Source organism: Emticicia agri, from assembly GCF_004168285.1.
Taxonomy (GTDB): domain Bacteria; phylum Bacteroidota; class Bacteroidia; order Cytophagales; family Spirosomataceae; genus Emticicia; species Emticicia agri.
The window spans coordinates 72,439-98,633 of the sequence record NZ_SEWF01000020.1; the positions used below are offsets into that span (position 1 = coordinate 72,439).

Genomic DNA, 26,195 nt, shown 5'->3' on the forward strand with positions numbered 1-26,195 from the left:
TATTAATTTGGTTGAATAATTACTTGTCTATACAAGTTACGAATTTAAGAAATTTGCTGATATATCTGAATATGCTGTTCAGTAAATTTTTTCCAGGAGAATTTTTGTGCCTGCGCAATGGCTTTTTTGCCAAGAATAAGACGCAAATTTTTATCGGTGTAGAGTTTTAGCATGGCTTCGGAAATGGCGTTTTCATCGGTGGGATCAATTAGTATCCCGGCATTTCCTACCACTTCAGGAAGCGAGCTTTTATTTGAGGTAATGACAGGTGTACCGCACTGCATGGCCTCTAAAGGAGGTAAGCCAAAGCCCTCGTATAAAGAAGGATATACAAAAGCGAGCGCAGCAGAATATAGGGCTGCCAGGTCTTCGTCAGCCACAAAACCTGTTACAATAATTTTTTCTTTCAGTAATGGATTGGCCTTTATTTCATCAAAGATAGTGGCAAAATCCCAGCCTTTAGTACCTACGAGTACCAGATTCAAATCTTCTGTTTTCTCTTGCTGAATAAGTTTCAGAAAGGCTCTGATGGTACGCTCAATGTTTTTTCTGGGTTCAAGGGTGGCTATTGATAAAAGATAGCTTTTATGAATATTGATGTTGTATTTCTGTAATATGCGTTCTATTTCTTCATTGTCCCGAACCTGATAGAATTTGTCTTCAGATGCGGCTAATGGTGCTACAAATACCCTGTCGGGCGAAATACCTGTTACCTCACACAAATCGTTTTTAGTAGCTTCTGACACACAGATAGGGTAGGTGTTGTCATCGATGCTATCCATTATTTTTTTCATCATGTTTACATTCCATTCGCCGAAATAAGACGGAAATAAATGCGGAATCAAATCATGAATGGTAATTACCTTGACAGGTCTTGATAGCCCTTTTAATATTTGCGGAACAGGCAGAAAAGGTGAATGATAAATGTCATAAGCTCCTAAAGTACAACTATCGAAATCATAAGCAGGTTTGAATCTGGCACGCAAGCGGGTAAAAATCTCCCTGACAATTTTCTGCGGTGTTGACCTGTAAGCAAAAGTCGAAATAATATTGTTTTCGAAGTGGGCAAACCTTAAATCCTTTGCCTGATTTACAAGCGGAAAAGAGGCAGTAGGATAAAATTTTTTCAGATAGGCTATGGTTTCAGGCAGGTGTTCGGTACTTCCCAATGCCAATTCTACGGCATTGCTTTCCGTCAACCCTCTGAGCAGGTTTTCGGCAACCCGATAAACACCTGTACGGGATTGTTCATGAAAAAATCCCAGACCTAATACAGCGCCATCTAAAACAACTTTATTCATCTACTGTTACAGGGCTTACTCTGTTTAAAATTAATTCTTTGATTTCAGGAGTTTCTAAATTTTCCCGATAAACCAATTCAACATTGTCACGGTCGAAAGGCAAACCTACACTTGGCTTATGGTTGTGTATAAGGTACACCGGGAAATTAGCCAATGGAAAAAACGGATAACCTGTACCTTTATAGACGGAAACGGTTTTAGAAAAGATGCAACACAGATGTTCGGGGAAAGAATCGAGTGTAAGGGCAAAACTCGCTTTCTGTGACAGAAGTGCGATTTCGTGAATGTTTATTTTACCCGAAGAATCAATTACTCTGTTGGCGGTAGGTATATCTATTAAATCCCATATTTTTTTTGAAAGACCCGTTTGCCCGCAGAGCAGGATATAATAGCCGGTTTTTTCTAAAATCTCGGTCAGAACCGATGCCCAGAAGGCTGGAGATAATTGTTTATGCTCACCACCCGATTCAGGAAATACCATCAGATAAGCACCTCGGGGTAGCGTTATTTTGGTTTTAATTTTTTCGAAAGTAGCACCTGAAGAAATGTTAAAATACGGCTCTACATCGGTCAGTTTACCCTCAATACCTATTTCGTGCAGGAGCATAAAATACATATCAAAATGGTGAAATTCTTCGGTGGGTACATCAAATTCTTTATCTAACAATCCCCCTAAACCACGACGTGCAAAACCGAATGCCTTGCCCACTTTGATATAAGGCAATACAAAATGTGCCACCGCATCGCTGTAGCGAATGTCAATATAATAGTCGTAAGAATATTGCTGCAGTAGCGGAAGGGCTTCTCTGAAAGTGCGGTAATGTTCTTTGATTTTCTCCCAGCGAGAAATTTTCTTCCGGTTGGTCTGGTAATGATTAATATAGATAGTACGGTCTATATATGGGTTGTATTTGTTCACGGCCTCGCACCAGGTAGGTGCTAAGAGGTCAATTTTTACATCGGGGTATTTTTTCTTAATCAGTGGAAACAGATAGGTAACCGTAAGGGCATCGCCTAAATGGCCCAAAGAAGCTATCAGAATTCGTTCAGGAGAAGTAACATTTATGTTTCTCGCACGTCTTTTAAAAAAAAGTTTCGCATATATATCCACAAAAAAATCCATCACTGTAAATGGAATGGTTTCCCGTGGCGTTCCGCAATATTTTCTCATATACAATTTCTTTAAATCTCATACCCAAACGCACGAATGTGCTTTTTCCAGAATTCGGTTTCGTAAATATCCCAGGCATGGCAACCGAAAGGCAAGCCATTGTTGAGTATATAGGCCTTTTCGGGCATGTGTTCAACGGCAAATTTAAGGGCTGTTCGCCAGTCGGGGATGTTTAATTTCGGAAAATACCGATTCAACTCAATACACCAGAACATATCTTCATTATAGGCAGGATGAGTTTTGGCCAGTTCTAAATATTTTTCTATTTTCTTCTGATTTTCAGGAATCAGACTTAACAGTTTTCTGGTTTTTCTTAAAGAGAATCCACCATTGCCTACACCCCGTTTCATGATAATCTCTTTCGGGCCGTATTTGCCGTAACGTTCTTCTTTTAAATCAAACCAGATAGCTATTTTCTTTTTCAGATTCCATATCCATTCTTTCCATCGGCTATCAAAATCTATTTCAATCCGCCAGGGGGCACCTATATAATCATAACCCTTGCTACACCAGTAAGCCAACTCGTCTTTAAATACAAAAGCATCTAACTGATAAATCAGCATATATTCATAAGCCAGAAAACACTCATAAAATTCCGTTGACAGCAATAATTTATTATAAGTCAAGGTGCTTTTAAAATAAGCGTCATCAAAATTCCGGATTTGCAGTTGAGGATATTTTTCTAACAGATGGCCTACATTCAGCGAAGCAGGCTTGACTAAAATCATAGGATAATGGCCTAAAACCTGAACCCCCTGCGCAAGCGATATGGCTTCATAAGGGTTTAATTGCTCCTGATAAATAGGTATGATGATACAAGCACTGGTCTTTTCCAAAACTAAAAAGGGTTAATCTCAAAGGATGTTCTACTATCAGATAATCGTTCCGCCATCAATCGAAAACAATCCTCCGGTGGTGTAAGCAGAAGCCGACGAAGCCAGGTATAAGGCCATTGGCGAAATTTCTTCTACAGTACCCATGCGTGCAATAGGCAGGCGTTTGGTAAAGTGCGCCAGTGTTTTTTCATTATCCCACAATGCCTGACTGAATTTGGTTTTAATCAGTCCCGGACAAATGGCATTTACTCTGATACCGTCTTCGCCCCACTCTTTTGCCAGTACCTTAGTGAGCATATTTAATGAGGCTTTGCTTACACTATAAATACCCAGACCGGGGTCTGGCGTATGGCCTGCAATGCTGCTGATATTAATGATACTGCCACCACCACGGGTTTTCATAATCGGGTGTACCATCTTGGCCAACTCAAAAGGTGCTTTTACATTTACCTGCATAATTTTATCAAAGGCACTTTCAGAGCAATCTAAAGATGGTCCATATACCGGATTGGTAGCTGCATTATTCACTAAAATATCAATACCTCCATAAATCTCAACAGTTTTTTCAACCAATAATTTCAATTGGGCAATTTCGCCTGCATGGGCGGCTATGCCTGTACATTCGCCACCTGCTGCTTTTATATCATTGGCCAACTCATCAAGGTCAGTCTGTTTTCTGCTACTAATTACTACTTTAGCACCGTATTCAGCAAATATCCGGGCAATCGCCTCTCCGATTCCTTTACTTGCTCCGGTAATAAGGGCTACTTTGCCTGTTAAGTCAAAAACGTTTTGCATAGGTTCAATTATATAGGATAGGGTATATCTGGTAAAATACACTACTGTAAAATCAGCCCGCCATCAACAATTACACTCTGTCCTGTGATGAAAGAGGCTTCTTCGGCAGCTAAATACAAGATAGCACTGGCAATTTCTTCGGGCTTACCAAAGCGTTTCATCGGGGTAGCATATTGCAACGCTTCTAAATAAGCCGCATCGGTATCTGCGCCTTCTAACATCGGTGTCTGCGTAAAACCAGGACAAACGGCATTGATTCTGATACCATGCTTGGCAAACTCAATAGCCGCAGTTTTGGTCATACCTACTACGGCATGCTTACTGGCCGCATAGGCAATATGACCTACCATACCCAGATGTCCTGCTACTGAAGCAATATTGACAATGGTTCCACTGCGCTGCTCCATAAAATACCGTAATGCCAATTTCATACAATACCACAAGCCTTTCACATTCACATCAATGATTTTATCGAAATCTTCTTCCGGATATTTTTCGGTGCGGATACGTGGCCCGAGTATGCCTGCCGAATTTACCAGTATATCAAATCTGCCCCATAGACTCAAGGTCTGCTCAATCATTTTTTCAATCTCCTCAGGCTTTGTTACGTTTACTTTTACAAAACTCACCTCACTTCCTGCCTGCGCTACGGCTTCAGCTAATTCAGCATCTATCGCATCAGACAGGTCAGCAACCATTATTTTAGCGCCCTCACGAGCAAATAAAATGGCAGCCGCTTTGCCAATACCTGAATTTCCGCCTGTTATGATTACTGTTTTATCTTTGAATTTCATAGGGGTTGAGTTACAATGGGTTTTTTAATAGTCGAAATGGGCTTTATTAATAACCCCACCCTAACCCTCCCCAACAGCGGGGAGGGAACAAGAAAGCCCCTCTCCCCACTGTTGGGGAGAGGGGTTGGGGTGTGGGGTTACTTCTCACAAAAATAAATAATCTCACCTGCCGGAAGGGCGTATCTTTCTACCAGTTCTTTTGGCATTTTTATTACAAAATCATCTTCTTTTACTTTAAATCCTGCTTTTTCAAGTTCTCTGCCATAATCACGGCCAAACAGACGCAAATGGTCGTTCTGCCAGAAAACACGTTCACGTTCACGGGGGTCGGTTATGGTAGGGTCTTCAAAAGTATGTGCTTTTGTCCAGTCCTGCGGCGATTGAATAATGCCCCAGCCGCCGGGTTTTAGTACCCTGTGTAATTCTGACATGGCCTTGTGGTAATCTTCTACGTGTTCCATCACGTGGTTACAGAATACCACATCAAAAGTGTTGGCTTCAAACGGAACCTGATGAATATCCATTTTTACCTTTGCCAGAGGCGATTCAATATCAGCCGTAATGTAGTCAAGGTTTTTCATGGCTTCAAAACGGTCGATAAAACAATATTCGGGGGCAACGTGTAATACTTTCAGATGAGGTGCTGTATGGAAATTTGTTTTTTCACGCAGGTAAAGTGCCATCAGCCGATGGCGCTCCAATGCCAGACAATTGGGGCAAAGGGCATTTTTTCTTGATGCTAACCGGCCATAAGGTAAAAATTTATCTAATTTAACCTCACAAACCGGACACTCAACGGTATTTCCTTTTAAAATTAAAGTATAGACTTTAAGGGGAATATGGCTAAATAATTGCAGGTATTTTCTTGGAATAAAACGAAGTAAGAAACTAATAATTTTGCCCATGCTTTAACTTATGAGTATATATCGTTGTAATTTAAGCCCAAAATTAATTATTTTTGTCTTTGTTTTACACCAATATACATAAAGATTCGATAAATTAATGGAAATAAAAAAACGAAAGCCTCCCGGAAGAAGGTTAATTAAAAATATGCCTTTGCGTGTAAAGTGGTTCTTATCAGCTACTATTGGTATGATGCTGGTAGGGTATGGCCTGAGCGTTTTAAGCGAAGCAGGGAATCTGAAGCACTCGAAAGAGCCCTTTATGAGATGGTTTTTGTTGGGTACGTATAGTCTTATTATGGTCAATTCTGGTTTAGCTTTATTTGGGCAAGCCATTATTTTCAAGATGAAAATCGAGAACCGCAAACTGATTAAAAATATTCTGAAAGACCGAGATAGAGACAGAAAAAATAAAAAAGTGTTGACTATTACAAAGATAGAACCGCCCAAGGCAGAATAATATTTGGTTGTTATTGTGCTATTTTAACAATTTATTGAAGAAATTTAACAAGTTTTGGGTATTTTTGTGCCCAAAACTTTTATTTTGAGTAATTATGCTTAGGTTTGCATCAAAAAAGCTCTAAAATCTGGCGGATAAGGTTTTGTCAGGCAGATTACGTGAAGTTTCCTACTAATGAATTTACCTCAATCTGAATCACTTTATAGTCAACCAAGAAAAACGCTTGTTGCCATTGACTTAGGTGAATGTTCTGAAAAGATTATCTCTTATTTATTCCTGTTTACCAGAGATATTACCTGTGAATATACCATTTTTCATTGTCTTGATGGAGAAACTACAGAAAAACAGGCCTATGAGTTTATTAGCAAAATTTTAGATCAGGCTTGTAATTATCGCAATAAAGCGGGTAAGAGTACTATTAAAGTCCACATGGCTCATAACAATCTGATAGACGAATTGCAGCTTTTGCATGCCAAAGAAAATTTTGGTATCATCGTCATAGGCTCAACTAATACAAGAGGTTCGTGGGAGATGGGAAAAAATGCACAAGCCATTCTGATGAATCTTTCTGCAGCGATCATTGCCATACCACCCACCATTGAATTAGCATTTCCGAGCAATGTGAGCATATTGGTAGAGAAAGTGCAAAAGTCGTGTTTTGATTTTTTTAATGCCTTTCATGAATTTGTGTCTCATTATGGTATGTTCCTTAATTTTGTGTTGTTTGCCAGAGACAAACACGAACTGAGAGAAGAAAGAAAACTGATTGAGGAATATCAGGATTTTTTTGATGCTACCATTACTTTTAGTTTTATTGTAGAGCAAGAGCAAACCTATCTTAATTTCTTACAATGTATAGAGCATATTCATTGTGACTCGGCCGTACTGGCCTGTTATGAAGATACAACTGTGTATCGGGCAACGCAACAGAACGGCACTATTTATTGCAGTCCTAAAATGCCGATATTATATATTAAAAGAGATAGCAGTATGAGTAAGCGAAATATTGGGCTTAATATGATATGAGAAGAAAGAAATAAAAAAAGAGGCGCTTTAAGGCGTCTCTTTTTATTTCTTAGCAAGAATCTGTATAGACTATTTTGCGAATTCTGCTTTCAATGCTTCAACATCAACCGCTTGGATATCTGTTTTTAAAGATAAACGTTTGATTTCAGCTATTCTGTTTTTTGCAATCGCTTGATTTCTTTTTGCTTTACGTTTTAACCTTGTTACTGCCATTTTTTTAGGTATTTTGTTCTCAAAAACCCTACAAAAAGGGCCGAGAGGTATTAAAAGTTTATATTCTACATTTGCCTGTACAGGCTGTGATTCAAAATCAGGGTGCAAAGTTAAGAAATTCAATTCACATTTAACAATTAACAATAAGTTTTTTACGCTAATTTTGTGGCAGAATTATTTACATAGCGATAAAAGACAAATGAGTAAACCCAGTTTAGTTAAAGGAACACGTGATTTTGGGCCATCGGTGATGGTAAAACGAAACTTTATATTTTATACCATCAAACATACCTTTCAGAAATTCGGATTTCAGCCTTTAGAAACCCCAACGCTTGAAACCTTGAATGTATTAATGGGCAAATATGGAGATGAAGGAGACCAGTTGCTGTTTAAGGTACTGAACTCAGGTGATTTCTTGAAAGAAGTAACTCCTGAAGATTTTGATGAAGGTGCTAAAAAACTGACGCATAAAATTTCAGAAAAAGGGTTACGTTATGATTTAACTGTGCCCTTTGCCCGCTATGTGGTAATGAACCGCAACGAACTTGCCATACCGTTTAAACGTTATCAGATACAACCTGTTTGGCGTGCCGACCGTCCGCAGAGAGGACGCTACCGTGAGTTTTATCAATGTGATGCTGACGTTGTAGGTACTGATTCGTTGATTTGTGAGGCTGAAATTGTATTGATGCTACACGAAATATTCCAGAATCTGGGTATTACCGAGTTTACAGTAAAAATCAATAACCGCAAGATTCTATCAGGTATTGCCGAAACTATCGGGATGAAAGGCAGTGAAGTGCCTTTGACCGTAGCAATTGATAAACTTGATAAAATAGGTAAAGAAAAGGTAGAAGATGAATTGCGTGAAAGAGGATTTTCGGCAGAAGTAATTGCGCAATTACAACCTATATTTAATTTACAAGGTGATACTGCCGAAGTATTAAGCGGATTGAAAGCATGGTTGAAAAATTCTGAAACAGGCTTAAAAGGAGTAGAAGAAATAGAAAAAGTATGGAACCTGATTGATGCTTTTGGTTTACAGAGTCCAAAAATTCAGTTAGATATTACCTTAGCTCGTGGATTAAGTTATTATACAGGAGCTATTTTTGAGGTAAAGGCCAACAATGTGCAAATGGGAAGTATTTCTGGGGGTGGGCGTTATGACAACCTGACCGGAACATTCGGTTTGCCCGGGCTATCGGGTGTAGGAATCTCTTTAGGAGTTGACCGTATTTATGATGTAATGGAAGAGTTAGGGCTGTTTGCTGACAATCAGGGTGTAACCACTCAGGTATTACTCACCAACTTTGATGCAGAAGCTGAAACTTACTCTTTGCCATTGCTAAAAAAACTACGTGATGCAGGTATCAATGCCGAGATTTATCCTGACCACGCCAAGTTAAGAAAACAATTTGAGTATGCCGACCGTAAAAAAATTCCGTATGTTTGCGTAGTTGGTTCTGAAGAAATGGCAACAGGAGAGCTTACGCTGAAAAATATGCAGTCGGGCGAACAAACCAGACTTACGATAGAAAGTATTATACAAAATTTGAAATAGTGCTATGCTTAAAAACAGAAAACTTATTGCCTACACACTTGTAATTGTAACAACCATTGTTGCTACACTCTCATTTTATTTCTGGCAGGTGTCAAGCAGTGCCAACCTGAATGTAAAAGGTGAAAAAACATTTGTGTTGTATATTCCTACCGGAGGTACTTACAAAAACGTAGTGGACTCATTGCATAAATACAATATGATTCATGACGAAATCTCGTTTCAGTTTTTATCTAAATGGACAAAATATCCTGAAAACGTAAAACCGGGTCGTTATGAAATCAAACCTAATTCGGGTAATAAAGAGATTCTTTCTAAGTTAAAAAGAGGCCAGCAGGACGATGTAAGGTTGACTTTTAATAACATCCGTCTGAAATCAGATTTAATCAAGAAAATCGGTAGCCGATTTGAGTTCAGCAACGAAGAGTTGCTGGAAAAACTGAAAGATAAAGAAGTATGTGCCAAGTATGGTTTCGATACTACAACCATTATGTGTATGTTCTTGCCTAATACTTATTTTGTACGCTGGACCACCACGCCTGATAAGTTTTTAGACAGAATGCACGATGAGTATAAAAAGTACTGGACAGCAGAAAAACTGCAACAGGCAAAGTCAATAAACATGACTCCTGTAGAAGTGGCTGTAATGGCATCGATTGTGCAGTCTGAAACCAATAAGAAAGACGAAATGCCTCGTGTGGCAGGGTCTTATATTAATCGTCTGGCTATTGGTATGCCTTTACAGGCAGACCCGACCGTGAAATTTGCTGTAGGCGATTTCAGTATCAGACGCATTATGGAAAAACATTTAGCCATTAATTCTCCTTATAATACTTACCGCAATGCAGGTTTGCCACCCGGCCCGATAGCTTTACCGGAGCCTGTAGCATTAGACGCTGTATTGAACTACGAACGTCATAAATACATTTATTTCTGTGCTAAAGAAGATTTTTCGGGGTATCATAACTTTGCCGAAAGTTACAGCGATCACCTGAATAATGCACGTATTTATCAGGAAGCACTCAATAAAGCTAAAATTCACTAATGTATCAGTTTGACTGGCAGTACCGCATTCGTTATGCCGACATCGACCAGATGGGCTATATGTATTATGGCAATTATCCTCGTTTGTATGAAATCGGCAGGGTAGAGGCATTGCGCTCATTGGGTTTACGCTACCGGACTTTAGAAGAAATGGGCGTAATGATGCCTGTATATGAATGTAAATCAAGATATATTCAGCCTGCCAAGTATGACGATTTAGTAACCATCAGGGTTATTATCAAAGAAATGCCCCGTGCCCGCATTGTGTTCTATTACGAAATCTATAACGAAGAAAATGTGCTGCTGAATCTGGGCGAAACCACTTTGGTATTTGTAAAAATGGCCACTAACCGCATTACCATCTGCCCAGATGAGATTACTAATAGATTAAAGCCTTATTTTGAATGAGTTTTGTCTGAACTGTGATTTAACGGATTTGTGTGATTACACTGATTCTTAATTGATTGATTATTGAAATTCAATTTTATCGTACCAATCAGAATCGAATCATTTTTCTTATCATAAAAATCAATTCAATCAGCTAAACCACAGTTCAGACAAATAGGTTAAAGTTCAGACAATCTCAAACGCCACCTCCTTAAATCCAAAATACTGTATTCCCCCCTCAACTTCAAGCATTAATTGCCCACTATCAGCTATATCTACAATCTTACCTAAAAATGAACTGCCATTTTTGCTGAATACATGGGTTTCCTGATAACGATAGAGCATGTTCAGGTACTGTTCTTTTTGCTTGTCGATATGCCCGTTTTTCAGTTGTAAGTAATATTTTTCAAGGCAAACGCATAATTCTTCTATTAGTTTTTCCAAATCAAATTCGTCTTGACAGGTGGCTAATCTTAATGAAATAGCTTTATCGTTACTGAAGTTTAACTGATTGATATTCAAGCCAATACCTACAATTGAATAATTTAATCGGCTGCCTGCAATTGTATTCTCAATCAGAATACCACCCATTTTACGGTTGCCTATATACACATCGTTCGGCCATTTGATACGTAAATTTTCTGCAACGTATTTGCTCAGAAATTCGTGTACACCTAAAGAAATGGCAATATTCAGCCTGAATTGCGAGGTGGCAGTAAGGAAATCAGGTTTCAGAATGACAGACATGGTAATGTTTTGACCCGGGAGTGCCTCCCAGTTATTACCTCTTTGTCCACGTCCGGCAGTTTGGTCAGAAGTTATGACAATTGTGCCATCAAAAATTGATTCTTTTTGAATTTTTTCGGCGGCAACGTCGTTAGTAGAATGACAACTTGGCAGATAAATGAGATTTTTGCCAAGAAATAATGTTTTGGGCTGAAAATTGTGCAATTTTTTATTAATTTAGCGTTTGGACTATAAAATACGATTATATTATAGGAATTAATGCTTATATTTAGTTAATAACCAGTACTATATTCTGAACTATGCCGAAATTATATCTATCAGAGAACTTCAAAAGCGGCATATTTCATGCAAAATTAAAAGATGATAAAAAAGAAAAAAGAACTTTCAGGTGAAGAATTAAGTCGCTTAGTAGTGCATGGCATGTTAGAAAAAAAAGCGGCCAATATAGTGGTAATGGATTTGAGAAATGTAAAAAATGCAATTACTGATTTTTTTGTTATCTGTTCAGGAAATACTGATACACAAATTGATGCAATTGCTACTTCAATAGACGAAGAAATACACAAAGCTTCAGGATTACACCCTTGGCATCAGGAGGGAAAACAAAACAGAGAATGGATTTTGTTAGACTATGTAGATGTGGTTGCGCACGTTTTCAGAAAAGACCGTCGTAAATTTTACGACCTGGAATCATTGTGGGGCGACGCAGAACTGACTGAAATAGCTGAAAGTATGGAACCGGAACCCCTTAAACAAATACTGATAGATTGATGTTGTAACATCGTGAACCTTTACAGTTTAAGCAATTTTATGTAAAGGTTTTCTGTATTAATAATAATTGCGTTAAACTTTGAAAAATAAAAACATGGCAGAAAACAGTAACGACTCTCCAAGAAGAAAACCACAGAACAGTGGTGGAGGAGGTTTGCAGGGGTGGATTGTAGCGGCTATTATTATTGGTATTGTAGGCTTTTTACTTTATTCGAGGCAGGCAACCCTTGCTACAATAAAGTATAAAGATCTTGAGCAAATGATTTTGCAGAAAGATGTACAAAAAGTAGCCGTTGTGGAAGGAAACAAAACAGTTGAAATCAGCCTTACTCGTGAAGCGCTCCAAAAACCTGAATATAGAAAAGAATTAGGGAATAACCGTTTTATTATCGAAGGCCCACATCTGAAATTAGATGTAGTATCGGTAGAGTCTTTTATGCGTGATTATACCGAATTTCTGAAATCACCTCAGATTGACCCCAATTACAAAAATACACTTTATCCCGAAAGTATTGAACGTCAGGATATTATGACTATGGTATGGCAATTATTGCCTTTCATCGTGGTTTTAGGTCTGATGTATTTCTTAATGAGTCGTATGGCAGGTGGCGGAGGCCCCGGTGGTGCTATCTTCAACATTGGTAAATCAAGAGCAGCTTTATTTGATGCCGACAGCAAAGTGAAAATCACTTTTACTGATGTGGCAGGACTGGAAGAAGCCAAAGAAGAATTGCAGGAGATTGTTGATTTCTTGAAAACGCCTAAAAAATATACCGAACTGGGGGGTAAAATTCCGAAAGGTGCTTTATTGGTAGGCCCTCCGGGTACAGGTAAAACCCTCTTGGCTAAAGCAGTAGCCGGAGAAGCAAGTGTACCTTTCTTCTCATTATCAGGTTCTGACTTCGTTGAAATGTTTGTAGGGGTAGGAGCGGCACGTGTGCGTGACCTATTTAAACAAGCCAAAGAAAAAGCACCTTGTATCATCTTTATTGATGAGATTGATGCCGTGGGTCGTTCTCGTGGACGTGGTGCTATGCCCGGAGCAAACGACGAACGTGAAAATACATTGAACTCGTTGTTAGTTGAAATGGATGGATTTGGTTCTGATGCAGGTATCATTATTCTTGCCGCCACTAACCGCCCCGATGTATTAGACTCAGCTTTGATGCGTCCGGGTCGTTTCGACCGTCAGATTAGTGTTGATACACCAGATTTAGTTGGTCGTGAAGCTATCTTTAAAGTTCACATGAGACCGTTGAAATTAGCTGATTCGATAGATATTAAAAAATTAGCTGCACAAACTCCTGGTTTTGCCGGAGCAGAAATTGCCAACGTTTGTAATGAAGCAGCTCTTTTAGCAGCCAGACGTGGTAAAACCGCCATTGATATGACTGACTTCCACGATGCCATTGACCGTGAGATTGGTGGATTGGAAAAGAAAAATAAACTGATTTCGCCGGAAGAAAAAGAAATTGTTGCTTACCACGAAGCAGGCCATGCTGTAGCAGGTTGGTTCCTTGAGCATGCAAACCCATTAGTGAAAGTAAGTATTGTACCTCGTGGTATTGCGGCCTTAGGATACGCACAGTATCTGCCGAAAGAACAGTATCTATACCGCACCGAGCAACTGTTTGATGAAATGTGTATGACCTTGGGTGGTCGTGCGGCAGAAGATGTAGTGTTTGGTAAAATCTCGACAGGTGCGCTAAGTGACCTTGAAAGGGTAACCAAAAGTGCGTATGGTATGACAACTGTATATGGTATGAACGATAAAATCGGTAATGTATCTTTCTACGATTCTAAAGGACAAGGAGAATATTCATTCACAAAACCTTATTCAGAAGAAACAGCCAAGATCATTGACGAAGAAGTAAAGAAACTGATTGCATCGGCTTATACCCGTACAAGAGAATTGTTGGTTTCGAAACGTGAAGAATTAGAGAAAATCGCACAGGAATTATTGAAGAAAGAAATCATTTATCAGTCTGACTTAGTAGATCTGATTGGTAAAAGACCTTTTGAAAAACTAACCAACTATCAGGAGTTTATGGATAGTGACAGCGATAATCATATCAAAGAAAAAGAACAGGATAAAGGCAAAGAGAAAAAAAGCGGTAAGAGCGAAAAGAAAGTAGAAGAGGAAGTGTAAAAAACGCTTGCTATTTCCTGAAAATATAATTTCCCTCCATAGAATGGAAGTTCTTATAAGAACAAATCATGATGTGGAGGGAATTTTTATTATATCTGCACTGAAACTACGCTTACCTATTCAGATACTGATTAGGAATATTAGGCATTTTGTAATCAATCTCATAAGCCGATTTCATTAAAGTTGATAGGGTTAGCGGCCGGAATAAATGTTTCCCACGGATAGCCCTTTCCTCATACCAAACCTTTTACTTTAATTTTACTTAATAAACCCAATAGCCAGTACCAACGCGCGGGTAGAAACCTGTAAATTTTTGGAAGTATCATTGTTATAACTGATGTTATAATAGATAGGATTGGTAATTTCAAAGCGCCCCTCAATGAAGAAATGATTAAATTCAAAACCTATTCCGGCACTTACGCCCAGCGAAGGCCTTTTAAAGAGGTCTTTCTTAAAATCTATTACATTGCCTTGCTCATCTTTAATTTTATAGGTTTTTACTACATTCAATAATTCGTTGTTGAAATTAATAGGAAACTCAAGCATCGGCCCTGCAAAAATACGTCCCTGTCTGAAACGTATTCCTAAAAGCACAGGCACATCAACTACTGAATAAGAAGCATTTACACGTTTAACCCTCCCATCAGCCTGCAGAATGTCGAATTTGCCACTTTTCTGGTTATAAAATACCTCCGGTTGCAAATAAAAAGACCCACGGGTGGTACGTACAAAAAAGCCTCCAAAATAGCCCAGTACCATGGCACTATTAGAGATAATATTGTCATTCACAAAAGGAACTTGTGGATTGCCATTGGCACCTACCCTCGTAACTGTTATATCTTTGGTAGTAAAACTATTCAGGTTTATCCCTCCTCTGATACCCCATTGAAATCCCAGGTTATCACGATTATACTCTGCGGCATAATTCTGAGTGGTGTCTCGTTGAGGTTTTTTCTTACGTTTTTTCTCCGGTTTTTCGTCGTTAATCACAAAGGGAGTTACTTTTACCGAATCTTTAGAAACCACTACCGTATCTGCAGGTACTTGGGCCAATAGTGAAGAAGTAATCAAACTCAATAGAACTGATAATCGTAATTTCATAAATACGTGATGAGTATTAAGAATAAATGTTATATAAAGTGGGAAATTGAAGTAATATACGCAAAAATCAAGCCATAGGTAAGTTTATCGCCCACCTATAATAGCTACTGTAAACCGCACCACACATACCAGTTTTTGCTCTTCGTTGGTAATTTTTATGTCCCATATATGGGTGGTTCTCCCTAAATGCAAAGGAATGGCTTTGGCATATACCCAGTTGCCGCTACTAACAGAACGAATATGATTGGCATTAATTTCAAGACCTACTGCTTGTTGTTTGGTAGGGTCATCTAAAGTCAGAAATGAGGCTATACTGCCCAATGTTTCTGCCAGTGCTACTGATGCTCCTCCGTGCAAAATACCAAAGGGTTGAGTAGTGCGTTCGTTAACCGGCATTTTAGCGGTGATGTAGTCTTCTCCGATTTCTACAAATTCTATTCCGAGGTGGTCGCTCATTGAATTTGTGCCGAATCCTTTTAATTTTTCAAAATCAAGATGTTTTTTAAACATGGTATCAAGAGTTATATACGTAAGCGCCTCCTTAAAAAATCCTGAAAAAGTGCAATAATCCAGTCAAAATTTTCGTAAATTTGGAGACCTTTTATTAGAGTTCGTTTAAACATTATTATACGACCTACAAAGGTATCTTTTTCTGCTATACTGCGTTATATTTTTTCGATGTAGCTGCCGCTTCGGCGGTCCGACGGCTACATCTACAAAATATATCTTGTCTATCTGAAAAATCTATCCTTTTCGGCGGCCGCCGCGCGGTCAGAATAATAATATTTAAATAAACTCATATTGAAGTCTAAAGCTAAGTTTTGTTTTAGAAAATTCAATATTTTATTTGATTAATCTAAAAATTACCGTTTTGTCAACAAAAACTATTTATCTGATTCGCCACGGAGAGACTGAATATAACCGCATGGGAATCGTACAGGGAAGTGGCGTAGATTCTGACCTTAACGAATTAGGGCTTTCGCAGGCACGTGCTTTTTTTGAAGCCTATCAGCATTTGGCTTTCCATAAAATCTATACTTCAAAACTTCGCCGGACGGTTCAGAGTGTACAGCATTTTATTGATTTGGGTATTGTTTATGAGAGCCTTGAAGGATTGAATGAGATATGCTGGGGTGAAAAAGAAGGCAAAGCTCCGAACTATCAGGAAGACGAGTTTTATTTAGATGTGTTGCAACGATGGAAAAAAGGTGAGACCAATATCCCGGCTGCTGTGGGTGGCGAATCACCGGAAGATGTGGTTGCCAGACAAAAAATTGCTTTTGAGGTAATATTGTCACGTCCGGAAGAAGAACTGGTTTTAGTGGCTATGCACGGCCGTGCCATCAGAATTTTACTGACACACCTGCTTAATCTTCCGCTTGCTACTATGGACGATTTTGAGCACAGCAATCTTTGTTTGTATAAACTTATCTACGATTACAATACCAAAGCTTTTACAGTAGAAGTAAGTAATGATATAGCACACCTGATGGTTTTAGCTGAATAGACATATTTCCGTTTATAGCAGCATATTTCCATTGATGTAGAAAAAAAACACATCGCTACTTTTTGCTTTATTTTTAGGATATATGAAAAGCTATTCAGTTTAAAAGTTCGAATGATTCTTTTAAAACAGAGCCATATTTCTAATGAATAAAAACAAATTATACTGGTTTTTCCAGATTTTAGGTTGGTCTTTATATAATGGTAATGAAATATTTCAGTACAGCTTGCAGTATGGATACGATAATGATATGGTATCTAATGCACTGGCTAATATTGTGTTATCTATTATTCTGACGCATCTTTTCAGGCTGGTGGTTAAAAAATTTAACTGGGGTACGCTTCACTTGCCACAGTTGGCACTCAGGGTGGGATTGAGTGTGTTTTTGATGACACTTATTCTGGTAGCCCTCAATGTGCCATTAGATGCCAAATATGTAGGCGAACTCCTGAACGAAAAACCTGTACTGGTTATTGAATATTTTATAAATCTGGCAAAACCGATATTGGTATGGGCACTTATTTATATGTTCTATAACTATTCGGAAGAAAGACGCCAGCGGGAAATTGAAGAAATAAAGCTAAAATCGTCAATCAAAGAAACCGAAGCTAAAGTTTTAAGGGCACAAATGAATCCGCACTTTATGTTCAATGCCCTGAACAGTATCAGAGCCCTGGTGCTCGAAGACCCCTCAAGAGCCCAACAAGGCATTACTCAATTATCTAATATTTTAAGAAGCTCTCTTTTGGCCGATAGACGTAAGACAGTTGCCCTAAAAGAAGAATTACGTACCATTGAAGATTATTTAGCCTTAGAGAAAGTGCGCTATGAAGAACGTCTGCAAATGAAATGGGATATTGCCCCCGAAACCCAGAATATACAGGTGCCGCCTATGATGTTACAAACATTAGTCGAGAATGCCATTAAGCACGGGGTACAGAAAGCCATTAACTGGGGATTTGTTGAAATCAATACGAGTGTAGCAGACCATAAATTATACATTAAAATACGGAATACGGGTCAATTACAAGGTACTGAGTCGAAATCGGAATCAGGAGGTTTTGGTTTGAAAAATACGGCTCAACGCTTAGATTTGCTTTATGGAAGCGAGGCATCGTTTAAAATTTATCAGGAAGATAGCCTGACAGTTTGTGCCGAAATCACGATTCCATTGAGCAGTACTGAGGTACGTAGTGTATCTGAGATTAAAAGTGCTACGCCTGCCGTAACTGCCAACTAATTTTATTCACCAATTAAATACTCATCGCACCGGCGACCCGGTCAAAATTTACGATGAAAGCACTTATTATAGATGATGAACGTTTAGCACGTAATGAATTGCGCCGCTTGTTAGAAAACTTTCCTAAAATAAATATAGTAGGAGAGGCAGCAAATGCCGAAGAAGCCCTGAATCAGATTGATGAATTACAACCGGATTTACTGTTTTTAGATATTCAGATGCCGGGTAAAAATGGTTTTGAACTATTAGAAGCCATTGAGGGAAAAGTACCGGAGGTGATTTTTACAACTGCCTATGACGAATATGCCCTGAAAGCCTTTGAATTTAATGCCCTTGACTACCTGTTGAAGCCAATAGATACGCAAAGGCTGGCAGAAGCTATTCAGCGTGTAGAAGATGAGCAATTGCATGAGATAGAACGCAAAGAGGGTGTTAAACTCTTGGGCGAAAGCGATCAGGTATTTGTAAAAGATGGTGAAAAGTGCTGGTTTGTGAAATTAGGTAAAGTACGTTTGTTTGAGTCGATGGGTAACTATGTGCGTTTGCATTTTGATGACCAGAAACCTATGATTCTGAAATCGTTGAATAGTCTGGAAGAACGCCTTGACCCTAAAATCTATTTCAGAGCTAATCGTAAACACATCATTAATTTAGCATGGATTGATAAAATAGAGCCTTGGTTCTCAGGTGGTTTGTTGGTAACACTCAAACACGCCGAAAAAACATCAAACCCTGAAAAAATAGAAATCTCCCGCCGTCAGGCTATTAAGTTTAAAGATTTAATGAGTTTGTAGGAAACAGTTTATTTGAAAAAAGCCACTATTTTTATCAGGATAGTGGCTATTTTGTTTGTGAGAAAAAACATTAAAATTTGTATCCTGCCGAGAGTGCCGCTAAACCATCTACCCGAATTAATGAAGGATAGGTTCTCCCGGTTGAAAATATATTAACTCCTGCGCCAGCACCCAGATTTAATTCAAGGGAGATTTTCTTGAATACAAAATGTTGATATCCTATTGAACCTCCCAAATTTATACTATGAGCCATAAAGTCTTTTCCATCACTTATTGGCACAAACAAAAATTCTTTATAAGTCTGATATATGTCTTTTATGCGATATCTGACGTATGGACTTACAAAAAAGCCACTCAAACTTTTATCAGTATAGTATCTTCTGAACTGAAAAGTTATCTGATAAAATTTATCTCTTTCATCATCAAAATCCCGATAACGGTAATCTCCATAGCCAATATCGATTAAATAAGATTGGGTAGTTGTTATGGATTTTTCAAAAGCAATATTTGCCCCGCCAAATAAAAAATAATTAGGAAGATTGGTTTTGAGGATAAATGGTTTCTCTTGTGCAAAGGTTATATTGCTTTGCAACAAAGCAAATGGCAATATAAACAGTATTGTAAATTGTAGAGTAGTAATAATTGGTAGTTTTCTCATATCACAGCACTATTTAAGAGAAATACTCAGCTAAAAGTTTTTTGTAATAAAGGTATAAAAAATAATTACTGAATAATCAAAAATTAGATTTTTCTTTGAAAAACCGAATATTATTCCAGATAAATGTAGATACACAGATTATTTAATATTTCTAATGTTCTTCTTAAAGAATTTTAGTGAAATACCCTATAGTTTTTGCACTATTACAATTTTTGAAAGCTGAATTTATTGCCTTAAAATTGTGTTATAAAAACCTAAGCCAACTATAAGTTATTACAGTATTTTACGTTAAGAATGTATTAAAACCGTTATCAATTTTTTAAGAATTTAATAACCCGAAAGGTAGTAAAAGTATTTTCTAAAATTTGTAAGAAAATCTTTGTACTCCAATGATATTCTTATCAACTTTGTATAACACAATTTCCAAACCTTCATAATGAGCGACGAAATAAAACACGAATGTGGCATTGCCCTTGTTCGTCTTCGTAAACCCCTCCAATACTATATTGATAAATACGGCACACCCCTTTATGGCATTAAGCGGCTGTATGTTCTGATGGAAAAACAGTCGAACCGTGGTCAGGACGGAGCGGGTGTAGGGAATGTGAAACTGGATGTACCACCGGGTAGCCGATATATCAGCCGCTATCGCTCAGTTGAAAATCGTCCGGTTACCGATATTTTTAATAAGATTAATGAAAAGTATCGGGAAGTATTAAGAAACAATCCTGATAAGTTTAAAGATGCCAAATGGTTGCAGGAAAACGTAGCGTATTCGGGCGAAGTGTGGTTAGGACACTTGCGATATGGAACACATGGAAAGAATGAGATAGAAAACTGCCACCCGATGCTACGCCAGAGTAACTGGCGCAGTAGAAATATGCTGATGGCAGGTAACTTTAATATGACCAATGCCGAAGAGCTTTTTAAGAAACTGGTAAAACTGGGTCAGCATCCGAAAGACAAAGGCGATACAGTAACCGTAATGGAGAAAATCGGCCATTTTTTAGATGAAGAAAACCAACGTGTATTCGACCGTTTCAAAGGCATTTATGAGAATCCGGCACTATCTGATATTATAGAAGATAACATGGATTTACCAAGAGTACTTTACCGTGCCTGTCGTGATTTTGACGGGGGGTATGCTATGGCAGGTATTACAGGTTTTGGGGCGTCGTTTGTGGTAAGAGACCCTGCAGGTATTCGTCCGGCTTATTATTGGGCAAATGATGAAGTAGTAATTGTGGCCTCTGAAAAACCAGCTATCAAAGCAGCTTTCAATGCCAATTATGAAGAGATAAAAGAGATTCAACCGGGCAATGCCCTGATAATTGATAAACATGGCGAGTATAATGAGTTTCAGATTATGAAACCATTAGAGAAGCGTTCATGTAGCTTTGAGCGTATCTATTTCTCACGTGGGTCAGACCCGCAAATCTATGATGAACGCAAGCAGTTAGGCCGTTTGCTGATTCCTCAGATATTAGAGAAAATAGATTATGATTTAGAGAATACAGTTTTCTCGTACATTCCGAACACAGCCGAAATGGCTTTCTTCGGGATGGTAGAAGGTCTGGAAGAATACCTGGCCGACTGGCGTCTGAAACGCATTACAGAAGGAAATCTTTCGCAGGACGAAATCAAGCGGGTACTATCGTTCCGCCCAAGAATCGAAAAACTCGTATCGAAAGACGTAAAACTGCGTACTTTCATTACTAACGACGATGAACGTGATGAAATGGTATCGCACGTGTATGAAATGACCTACGAGGTAATCAGAAAAGGGATAGATACAGTGGTGGTGATTGATGACTCGATTGTACGTGGTACTACGCTGGAAAAAAGTATCCTGAAAATGCTTGACCGTCTGGGTCCTAAGAAAATAATCATCGTATCGTCGGCACCACAGATTCGTTATCCTGATTGTTATGGTATCGATATGTCGAAAATGAAAGAGTTTGTGGCTTTCAGAGCCATGTTAGACTTGCTGAAACAAAATGGCATTGAATATATGAAGCAGGAAGTATATGCCCAGAGCGTAGGCGCCTTGCAGACTAACAATGCGTATGACGAGAATTTTGTGAAGCAGTTATATAGTAAGTTTACAGATGAGGAGGTGTCAGACAAAATAGCTGAGATTGTAACACCGGAAGGGATGAATGCGGAAGTGAATATGGTGTATCAGACTGTAGAGAATCTGCATAAAGCTTGTCCGAATCATTTGGGAGACTGGTACTTTACTGGAAATTATCCAACACGTGGTGGTAATCGTGTAGTGAATCAGGCTTTTGTGAACTTTATGGAAGGAAAACTGGTGAGAGCCTATTAAAGAATTGTCGAACGTCGAACGGTTCGCCGTTGCGATGCAGATTGTCGAATAGAAAAAACTAATTCGATAATCTGTATTGCAGTCTCAAACCATTCGACAATCTGCAATTGACATTCGACAATAAAATCTATTTATTTTTTGCAGGTAGGCTAAACACATTGTTTGTTACCTCTTTCATTCCTATCAGTTTTAGTACATTTCTGATACTCAATGCAGATTCATGCGTGAGTGTCGATGGGGCAGAAGTAAGGTTTTTTTTCATATTGTTTCCTTGGTTTTTAGATTTTAACCAAAATGCGTCAAAAAGATTGCCATTTTGTGAAAATAGGGCATATAACCTGCTAAAATTAGCAAAAGGGTACAAATCAACATCATTGCTGGTTTGTACCCTTTCTTTATATTTAAAAACCTGATTTTTTAATGACCTGCAATTATCATGCAGAAACTTCGTTTGCTTTTTTCTTTTTGTTTGGTAAGCTAAAAACATTATTGGTCAGTTCTTTCATACCAATCAAACGTAAAACATCTTTCAGATCCACTGCTTCCTGAATAGTCAGAATTCCTTTTGATTGCATAGTTGCGGTTTTCATAACAGTACTTTTTATAGTTATTGTTGATAAAATTTGTGATAACAAAGGTACGCCACAAAGCGAATATTCGCTAAAATTTTTGGTTTAATTTTGACTTTTTTTTATCAAACGGTGATGTGTCAAAATGACATCTTTTAATTACTAAAAAATGATATACCACTTATGCGAGGGCGATTAAAAGGGAAAGAAGTATGTTTTAATTGTTGAAATGTGGAAATTTTTTCCTGTGCTTTTCTACACGGTTTAAGACCCTTGAATGGCTTATACTTTTGCCTTCAACCGGGTGTCGGCCGCTGCGTTCAGGTACCCCCAAAAATAAAAAGCAACCACCCAAAGAGTAGTTGCTTTATTCATCACCTAACCACTAAAAAGTATTATGAATTATAATACCGTTAGTTTTTTTCCTTAGCTTCTATTGAGACGTAACCCAACGTGAAAAGTCTCTCAGCAGCTGTGAAAAAAAACAAGTTTATTTATTACTTCTTTCAACCTTCTTCTTGAAACTTCCAGATGCCTACCTCCTTCAATTCTGATTTCTCCGGCATTTTTCTGAATATCTACACCCTGAACAAACATCATATTTACAATATGAGATTTTTGAACCCTGATGAAGCTTTCTTCGGCCAGTAGCTTTTCAAAGTTTTTAAGAGTTCTTGCGGCTATATACTCCCTGTTTTCGGTGTAAACATACGTATAGTTGCACTCTCCTTGTAAACGTACAATACTTTTCAAAGGAATTTTTATCCATCGGTTCGAAAAGTGTACCTTGATTTGCTGATTGGTTTTTAATTGTTTCGGCTGACCGAATGCAGTCTTTACTTTTTGCTGTATAAAATCAATGCTATTCATATAGTTTTTGCTTGAGTTTTCTGGCTCAAACATAGTTGCTAAATAAAAATTATGCAACTTGATGAAACATGTGATTTTACTTAAAGTGCTGAAAATGAATAGTTTATGAGTTTAATAATAGGTTAAATTCAGTAATTACCCCTAAGGATTTGCGTAAATCTACGCAGGCATGTTTCGGGTAATTCTGTTAGTAGAACGATGAGTTCTTATGTAAAAATATACCATATTCTAACAATATGTATATATTTGTAAAATTTTTTATTAAACGGCAGATAAAGTGTTAGACAGAATTAAGGAAGTAATAGATGAAGTAACCACGGCTACAGTAGGCACTAAGGAAGATCTGGAAAACTTCCGCCTTAAATATATCAGTCGTAAAGGTATTCTCAATGACTTGTTCGAGCAATTTAAAACAGTTGCCAATGAGCAGAAACGGGCAGTAGGACAGGAGTTGAACAAGTTGAAAAATTTTACAGAGCAGAAGTTTAAAGATTTTTCGGAAGAAGTAGAAAATGCTTCTGACGACTCGGCCAATAGTCGTAAGTTTGATTTGACGCTTCCGGTTGCACCTAATTTTGCAGGAACAGTACACCCTTTGACATTGACCCGCCAGAAGGTACTGGAAGTATTTGCCCGTATGGGTTTTAGTCATGAAGATGGCCCTGAGGTTGAAACAGACTGGTATAATTTCACGGCCTTGAATTTTCCTGAAAATCACCCTGCGCGTGAAATGCAGGATACTTTTTTTGTGGAGAAAAAGGCTGTACAAAAAGACGATGTATTGCTTCGCACGCATACCTCTAACGTGCAGGTCCGCTTAATGGAGCGTAAAAAGCCGCCTATCCGCTCAATCATGATAGGCAGGGTGTATCGCAACGAGGCTATTTCGGCCAGAGCGCATTGTCAGTTTCATCAGATAGAGGGTTTGTATGTGGACAAAAATGTGAGTTTTAAAAACCTGAAAGACACTTTGTATCATTTTGCGAAAGAAATGTTCGGAAAAGATACAAAGATTCGTCTTCGGCCAAGTTATTTCCCATTTACTGAGCCAAGTGCCGAAATTGACGTTACTTGTTTTATTTGTGGCGGCTCAGGTTGTAATATCTGCAAGCATAGCGGTTGGGTAGAAATTGCAGGCTCAGGAATGGTTGACCCGAATGTATTGCTGAACAGTGGCATTGACCCTGAAGAATACACAGGCTTTGCTTTTGGTATGGGAGTAGAGCGTATTACGATGCTTCGCTATGGTATTAACGACTTACGCCTGTTTTTTGAGAACGATGTGCGCTTCTTACGTCAGTTTGAAGGAGCCTGATGAATAGATTGCCATAATTAACAATCCATGTACATATAAAAAAACTCCCTTCGGTTGAGGGGAGTTTTTTGCTTTACCGTGCGGCGGCTGCTAATCATTCACAACATGAATGACACCATTTTAAAAAAAATCCTGACAAATTTAATTGAATCCTTTCACAAAAGCCGGATAACCTAAAGTCTCGATTTGCTTTTGTGTATTTCTGGCATTTACTTCTGAACTATAAACACCATAGATAACCCGATAAACCATAGGCTTATCTGCTGCTTTACTTACTTGTATAAAAATCTTATCATTTTCTATCTCTCCTTTTTGTACTAACTGACCTGCAAAATCTTTAGCCGCTTGTAGCTGACCAAATGCACCTAATTGTAAGCCAAAGCCATTAGGTTCCTGCATTTTGCCATTCAGGTCGTACACATGATTTACGTCGAAATTCTCAATTTTTGTAGTTTCAAGTTTAATCTGTTTGTCCTGGCTTGGTTTCTTTAAAGGAACATTGGTCCGCACCGGAGCAGTTACTTCGGCCGTAGCCCAAAGTACTTCTACTTCATCATCTTCTACTTTCTCAATCTTTACTTTGCCTTTGTTCGCTTTCAGGTCAACCTTGTCAGACAAATAAGCCACTTTATTGCTTCCTTTTCCTTTGGTGGGGTCAGCAACAGAAACAACTACAGACTTATCTGTGTCCAGATTAGTAATTCTTATTTTTGTGGTATTGCTTCCTGATTCCTTTTTAGCGGATTTACTAAGGGCATCAGTAAAATTAGCAGAGGTTTGCGCAAGCACCTGGCTCGCTGCAAAGCATAGGAATAAAATTCCTTTTAAAGTTAAAGGGGCACGTAATTTCATTATAACGGTTGTTTATGGGTAGGACACCTCCGGCGATTATTTTAGCACGTTACCATCAGTGGTTTTGAATAATTATTGGCAAATAATGTGCCAATTGTAGCCTTAAATAATAAATAAAAAGCCTTAAAACAAAGCAGCAGAAAGATATTTTTTTCTTTCTGCTGCTAACTCGTTGATAATGAGGTATTAAGTATAAACCGGATAAATACGTCGTATTTGAGAAGATTATTTAAACTCTCTTACAAAAGCATACTGCCCGTTTTCAAGAAAATATTTTTGCTTACCACGAATTGAGTCATCGGTTTTGGTGATACCAAAATATACTTTATAAAATGTTTTGCCGTCTATGTTCATTCCATAAATAAACACTTGCTTCTTTTCTGCATCGCCTTGCTTAATTACATTTCTGGCAAATGCCTTGGCATTATCTAAATTAGAGAATGAAGCCAGTTGCAAACCAAACCCATCTAAATCGCTCTTTTGTTTTACATAAACAAAATTCGCAAGCATCTCTTTTGAACTTCCGTTATCTTTAGCACGTCCTTTGTTTTTACCACCATTGCCATTCGGATTTAATTCATCATTAGCAAAGGCAAAGTTGAGCAAACAAAGCATTGTAATTGTGGATATGATACTCTTTTTCATTTTATTGTAATTGATAGTACTGCATTTTTAAATTTCAAATTTCGTGCTAAACTTTTTTTTTGATTAAAAAAAGAAGAAATTTGAGCAAATTCTTTAACCTTTGAGGGTGTCAAACCCATCTTTATCAGCAACAGATATGCTTCTGATGCTTTCGTTTATCA

The 26,195-nt window shown here is 38.2% G+C and carries 28 protein-coding genes; 12 read left to right on the plus strand and 16 right to left on the minus strand.

The annotated features are described in order from the left end of the window. Positions 1-44 precede the first annotated feature (44 nt). The 6 genes from EWM59_RS14590 to EWM59_RS14615 form a co-directional block, all read right to left on the minus strand. A complete protein-coding gene (locus EWM59_RS14590; protein ID WP_130021800.1) occupies positions 45-1,301 on the minus strand; it encodes a glycosyltransferase family 4 protein in 1,257 nt (418 codons plus the stop codon). Next, positions 1,294-2,472, minus strand: coding sequence for a glycosyltransferase family 9 protein (locus tag EWM59_RS14595; RefSeq protein ID WP_130021802.1), 1,179 nt, complete (start codon positions 2,470-2,472; stop codon positions 1,294-1,296). Before EWM59_RS14595 ends, EWM59_RS14590 begins: the two co-directional genes overlap by 8 nt. 11 nt (positions 2,473-2,483) lie before the next feature. Next, entirely contained in the window at positions 2,484-3,308 is an 825-nt protein-coding gene (locus EWM59_RS14600; RefSeq protein ID WP_130021804.1) for a DUF5672 family protein, read from the minus strand. 36 nt (positions 3,309-3,344) lie between these two features. Continuing rightward, positions 3,345-4,106: an SDR family NAD(P)-dependent oxidoreductase gene (locus EWM59_RS14605; RefSeq protein ID WP_130021806.1), complete on the minus strand. Its 762-nt coding sequence runs from the start codon at positions 4,104-4,106 to the stop codon at positions 3,345-3,347. A 41-nt stretch (positions 4,107-4,147) separates the two neighbouring features. Beyond that, positions 4,148-4,900 (minus strand): SDR family NAD(P)-dependent oxidoreductase, encoded by a 753-nt coding sequence (locus EWM59_RS14610; RefSeq protein ID WP_130021808.1) that lies wholly within the window; start codon positions 4,898-4,900, stop codon positions 4,148-4,150. Between the two features lie 137 nt (positions 4,901-5,037). Beyond that, positions 5,038-5,805: a class I SAM-dependent methyltransferase gene (locus EWM59_RS14615; RefSeq protein ID WP_130021810.1), complete on the minus strand. Its 768-nt coding sequence runs from the start codon at positions 5,803-5,805 to the stop codon at positions 5,038-5,040. 97 nt (positions 5,806-5,902) lie between these two features. Between EWM59_RS14615 and EWM59_RS14620 the strand changes: the two genes are divergently transcribed. Next, entirely contained in the window at positions 5,903-6,262 is a 360-nt protein-coding gene (locus EWM59_RS14620; protein WP_130021812.1) for a hypothetical protein, read from the plus strand. A gap of 174 nt (positions 6,263-6,436) precedes the next feature. Then, a complete protein-coding gene (locus EWM59_RS14625; RefSeq protein ID WP_130021814.1) occupies positions 6,437-7,288 on the plus strand; it encodes a putative universal stress family protein in 852 nt (283 codons plus the stop codon). Between the two features lie 69 nt (positions 7,289-7,357). Here EWM59_RS14625 and EWM59_RS14630 read toward each other — a convergent pair whose 3' ends face one another. Then, a complete protein-coding gene (locus EWM59_RS14630; protein ID WP_130021816.1) occupies positions 7,358-7,624 on the minus strand; it encodes a hypothetical protein in 267 nt (88 codons plus the stop codon). 76 nt (positions 7,625-7,700) lie between these two features. Between EWM59_RS14630 and hisS the strand changes: the two genes are divergently transcribed. The 3 genes from hisS to EWM59_RS14645 are packed head-to-tail and all read left to right on the plus strand — an operon-like array spanning position 7,701 to position 10,511. Continuing rightward, the gene (gene hisS, locus EWM59_RS14635) at positions 7,701-9,062 is read left to right on the plus strand and encodes a histidine--tRNA ligase (protein ID WP_130021818.1); all 1,362 of its coding nucleotides are present in this window, start codon (positions 7,701-7,703) and stop codon (positions 9,060-9,062) included. Positions 9,063-9,066: 4 nt separating this feature from the next. Continuing rightward, a complete protein-coding gene (mltG, locus tag EWM59_RS14640; RefSeq protein WP_130021820.1) occupies positions 9,067-10,104 on the plus strand; it encodes an endolytic transglycosylase MltG in 1,038 nt (345 codons plus the stop codon). Then, complete coding sequence (locus tag EWM59_RS14645) at positions 10,104-10,511, plus strand: acyl-CoA thioesterase (RefSeq protein ID WP_130021822.1); 408 nt, start codon at positions 10,104-10,106, stop codon at positions 10,509-10,511. The genes mltG and EWM59_RS14645 overlap by 1 nt, the downstream gene beginning before the upstream one ends. Positions 10,512-10,676: 165 nt before the next feature. Here EWM59_RS14645 and EWM59_RS14650 read toward each other — a convergent pair whose 3' ends face one another. Then, positions 10,677-11,441, minus strand: coding sequence for a biotin--[acetyl-CoA-carboxylase] ligase (locus tag EWM59_RS14650; RefSeq protein WP_130021824.1), 765 nt, complete (start codon positions 11,439-11,441; stop codon positions 10,677-10,679). 156 nt (positions 11,442-11,597) lie between these two features. Between EWM59_RS14650 and rsfS the strand changes: the two genes are divergently transcribed. Continuing rightward, positions 11,598-12,008, plus strand: coding sequence for a ribosome silencing factor (gene rsfS, locus EWM59_RS14655; RefSeq protein WP_130021826.1), 411 nt, complete (start codon positions 11,598-11,600; stop codon positions 12,006-12,008). A 94-nt stretch (positions 12,009-12,102) separates the two neighbouring features. Continuing rightward, positions 12,103-14,157 carry an ATP-dependent zinc metalloprotease FtsH gene (gene ftsH, locus EWM59_RS14660; RefSeq protein ID WP_130021827.1) on the plus strand — a complete coding sequence of 685 codons (2,055 nt, stop codon included), beginning with the start codon at positions 12,103-12,105 and terminating at the stop codon, positions 14,155-14,157. 258 nt (positions 14,158-14,415) lie between these two features. Here the strand turns inward: ftsH and EWM59_RS14665 are convergent, their stop codons facing one another. After that, positions 14,416-15,258, minus strand: coding sequence for an outer membrane beta-barrel protein (locus EWM59_RS14665; RefSeq protein ID WP_130021829.1), 843 nt, complete (start codon positions 15,256-15,258; stop codon positions 14,416-14,418). A gap of 84 nt (positions 15,259-15,342) precedes the next feature. Continuing rightward, entirely contained in the window at positions 15,343-15,768 is a 426-nt protein-coding gene (locus EWM59_RS14670; RefSeq protein WP_130021831.1) for a hotdog fold thioesterase, read from the minus strand. A gap of 361 nt (positions 15,769-16,129) precedes the next feature. Here EWM59_RS14670 and EWM59_RS14675 point away from each other — a divergent pair, with 361 nt between their 5' ends. The 3 genes from EWM59_RS14675 (at position 16,130) to EWM59_RS14685 (ending at position 18,796) form a co-directional block, all read left to right on the plus strand. After that, on the plus strand, positions 16,130-16,765 hold the full coding sequence (locus EWM59_RS14675) for a histidine phosphatase family protein (protein WP_130021833.1): 636 nt from the start codon (positions 16,130-16,132) through the stop codon (positions 16,763-16,765). 142 nt (positions 16,766-16,907) lie between these two features. Then, complete coding sequence (locus EWM59_RS14680; RefSeq protein ID WP_130021835.1) at positions 16,908-18,002, plus strand: sensor histidine kinase; 1,095 nt, start codon at positions 16,908-16,910, stop codon at positions 18,000-18,002. A 53-nt stretch (positions 18,003-18,055) separates the two neighbouring features. Further along, positions 18,056-18,796, plus strand: coding sequence for a LytR/AlgR family response regulator transcription factor (locus EWM59_RS14685; protein ID WP_130021837.1), 741 nt, complete (start codon positions 18,056-18,058; stop codon positions 18,794-18,796). A gap of 70 nt (positions 18,797-18,866) precedes the next feature. Here the strand turns inward: EWM59_RS14685 and EWM59_RS14690 are convergent, their stop codons facing one another. Continuing rightward, positions 18,867-19,454 (minus strand): DUF3575 domain-containing protein, encoded by a 588-nt coding sequence (locus EWM59_RS14690; protein WP_130021839.1) that lies wholly within the window; start codon positions 19,452-19,454, stop codon positions 18,867-18,869. Positions 19,455-19,890: 436 nt separating this feature from the next. On the opposite strand from EWM59_RS14690, the gene EWM59_RS14695 reads away from it, so the two are divergent. Continuing rightward, on the plus strand, positions 19,891-21,783 hold the full coding sequence (locus EWM59_RS14695; RefSeq protein WP_130021841.1) for an amidophosphoribosyltransferase: 1,893 nt from the start codon (positions 19,891-19,893) through the stop codon (positions 21,781-21,783). Between the two features lie 127 nt (positions 21,784-21,910). Here EWM59_RS14695 and EWM59_RS28585 read toward each other — a convergent pair whose 3' ends face one another. From EWM59_RS28585 to EWM59_RS14700, 3 genes are all read right to left on the minus strand, one after another. Then, positions 21,911-22,045, minus strand: coding sequence for a hypothetical protein (locus EWM59_RS28585; protein ID WP_262709279.1), 135 nt, complete (start codon positions 22,043-22,045; stop codon positions 21,911-21,913). Between the two features lie 172 nt (positions 22,046-22,217). Beyond that, positions 22,218-22,373: a hypothetical protein gene (locus EWM59_RS27640; RefSeq protein WP_165372186.1), complete on the minus strand. Its 156-nt coding sequence runs from the start codon at positions 22,371-22,373 to the stop codon at positions 22,218-22,220. A gap of 444 nt (positions 22,374-22,817) precedes the next feature. Next, entirely contained in the window at positions 22,818-23,255 is a 438-nt protein-coding gene (locus EWM59_RS14700; RefSeq protein ID WP_130021843.1) for a LytR/AlgR family response regulator transcription factor, read from the minus strand. Between the two features lie 244 nt (positions 23,256-23,499). On the opposite strand from EWM59_RS14700, the gene pheS reads away from it, so the two are divergent. Beyond that, positions 23,500-24,537, plus strand: a complete 1,038-nt coding sequence (pheS, locus tag EWM59_RS14705; protein ID WP_130021845.1) for a phenylalanine--tRNA ligase subunit alpha — start codon at positions 23,500-23,502, stop codon at positions 24,535-24,537. Between the two features lie 141 nt (positions 24,538-24,678). On the opposite strand, the gene EWM59_RS14710 is transcribed toward pheS, so the two are convergent. Next, complete coding sequence (locus EWM59_RS14710) at positions 24,679-25,389, minus strand: SPOR domain-containing protein (RefSeq protein ID WP_130021847.1); 711 nt, start codon at positions 25,387-25,389, stop codon at positions 24,679-24,681. A gap of 225 nt (positions 25,390-25,614) precedes the next feature. After that, positions 25,615-26,034, minus strand: coding sequence for an SPOR domain-containing protein (locus EWM59_RS14715; protein WP_130021849.1), 420 nt, complete (start codon positions 26,032-26,034; stop codon positions 25,615-25,617). Positions 26,035-26,195 lie beyond the last annotated feature (161 nt).

Bases quoted from the DNA above. Each gene is read 5' to 3' on its own strand.
- EWM59_RS14680 (WP_130021835.1), top strand. From the start codon at position 16,908: ATGAATAAAAACAAATTATACTGGTTTTTCCAGATTTTAGGTTGGTCT.
- EWM59_RS14605 (WP_130021806.1), bottom strand. From the start codon at position 4,106: ATGCAAAACGTTTTTGACTTAACAGGCAAAGTAGCCCTTATTACCGGA.
- ftsH (WP_130021827.1), top strand. From the start codon at position 12,103: ATGGCAGAAAACAGTAACGACTCTCCAAGAAGAAAACCACAGAACAGT.
- hisS (WP_130021818.1), top strand. From the start codon at position 7,701: ATGAGTAAACCCAGTTTAGTTAAAGGAACACGTGATTTTGGGCCATCG.
- EWM59_RS14685 (WP_130021837.1), top strand. From the start codon at position 18,056: ATGAAAGCACTTATTATAGATGATGAACGTTTAGCACGTAATGAATTG.
- EWM59_RS14610 (WP_130021808.1), bottom strand. From the start codon at position 4,900: ATGAAATTCAAAGATAAAACAGTAATCATAACAGGCGGAAATTCAGGT.
- EWM59_RS28585 (WP_262709279.1), bottom strand. From the start codon at position 22,045: ATGAAAAAAAACCTTACTTCTGCCCCATCGACACTCACGCATGAATCT.
- mltG (WP_130021820.1), top strand. From the start codon at position 9,067: ATGCTTAAAAACAGAAAACTTATTGCCTACACACTTGTAATTGTAACA.
- EWM59_RS14690 (WP_130021839.1), bottom strand. From the start codon at position 19,454: ATGAGAAAACTACCAATTATTACTACTCTACAATTTACAATACTGTTT.
- EWM59_RS14620 (WP_130021812.1), top strand. From the start codon at position 5,903: ATGGAAATAAAAAAACGAAAGCCTCCCGGAAGAAGGTTAATTAAAAAT.
- EWM59_RS14695 (WP_130021841.1), top strand. From the start codon at position 19,891: ATGAGCGACGAAATAAAACACGAATGTGGCATTGCCCTTGTTCGTCTT.
- EWM59_RS14670 (WP_130021831.1), bottom strand. From the start codon at position 15,768: ATGTTTAAAAAACATCTTGATTTTGAAAAATTAAAAGGATTCGGCACA.
- EWM59_RS27640 (WP_165372186.1), bottom strand. From the start codon at position 22,373: ATGAAAACCGCAACTATGCAATCAAAAGGAATTCTGACTATTCAGGAA.
- EWM59_RS14710 (WP_130021847.1), bottom strand. From the start codon at position 25,389: ATGAAATTACGTGCCCCTTTAACTTTAAAAGGAATTTTATTCCTATGC.
- rsfS (WP_130021826.1), top strand. From the start codon at position 11,598: ATGATAAAAAAGAAAAAAGAACTTTCAGGTGAAGAATTAAGTCGCTTA.
- EWM59_RS14590 (WP_130021800.1), bottom strand. From the start codon at position 1,301: ATGAATAAAGTTGTTTTAGATGGCGCTGTATTAGGTCTGGGATTTTTT.
- EWM59_RS14715 (WP_130021849.1), bottom strand. From the start codon at position 26,034: ATGAAAAAGAGTATCATATCCACAATTACAATGCTTTGTTTGCTCAAC.
- EWM59_RS14665 (WP_130021829.1), bottom strand. From the start codon at position 15,258: ATGAAATTACGATTATCAGTTCTATTGAGTTTGATTACTTCTTCACTA.
- EWM59_RS14615 (WP_130021810.1), bottom strand. From the start codon at position 5,805: ATGGGCAAAATTATTAGTTTCTTACTTCGTTTTATTCCAAGAAAATAC.
- EWM59_RS14595 (WP_130021802.1), bottom strand. From the start codon at position 2,472: ATGAGAAAATATTGCGGAACGCCACGGGAAACCATTCCATTTACAGTG.
- EWM59_RS14700 (WP_130021843.1), bottom strand. From the start codon at position 23,255: ATGTTTGAGCCAGAAAACTCAAGCAAAAACTATATGAATAGCATTGAT.
- EWM59_RS14645 (WP_130021822.1), top strand. From the start codon at position 10,104: ATGTATCAGTTTGACTGGCAGTACCGCATTCGTTATGCCGACATCGAC.
- EWM59_RS14625 (WP_130021814.1), top strand. From the start codon at position 6,437: ATGAATTTACCTCAATCTGAATCACTTTATAGTCAACCAAGAAAAACG.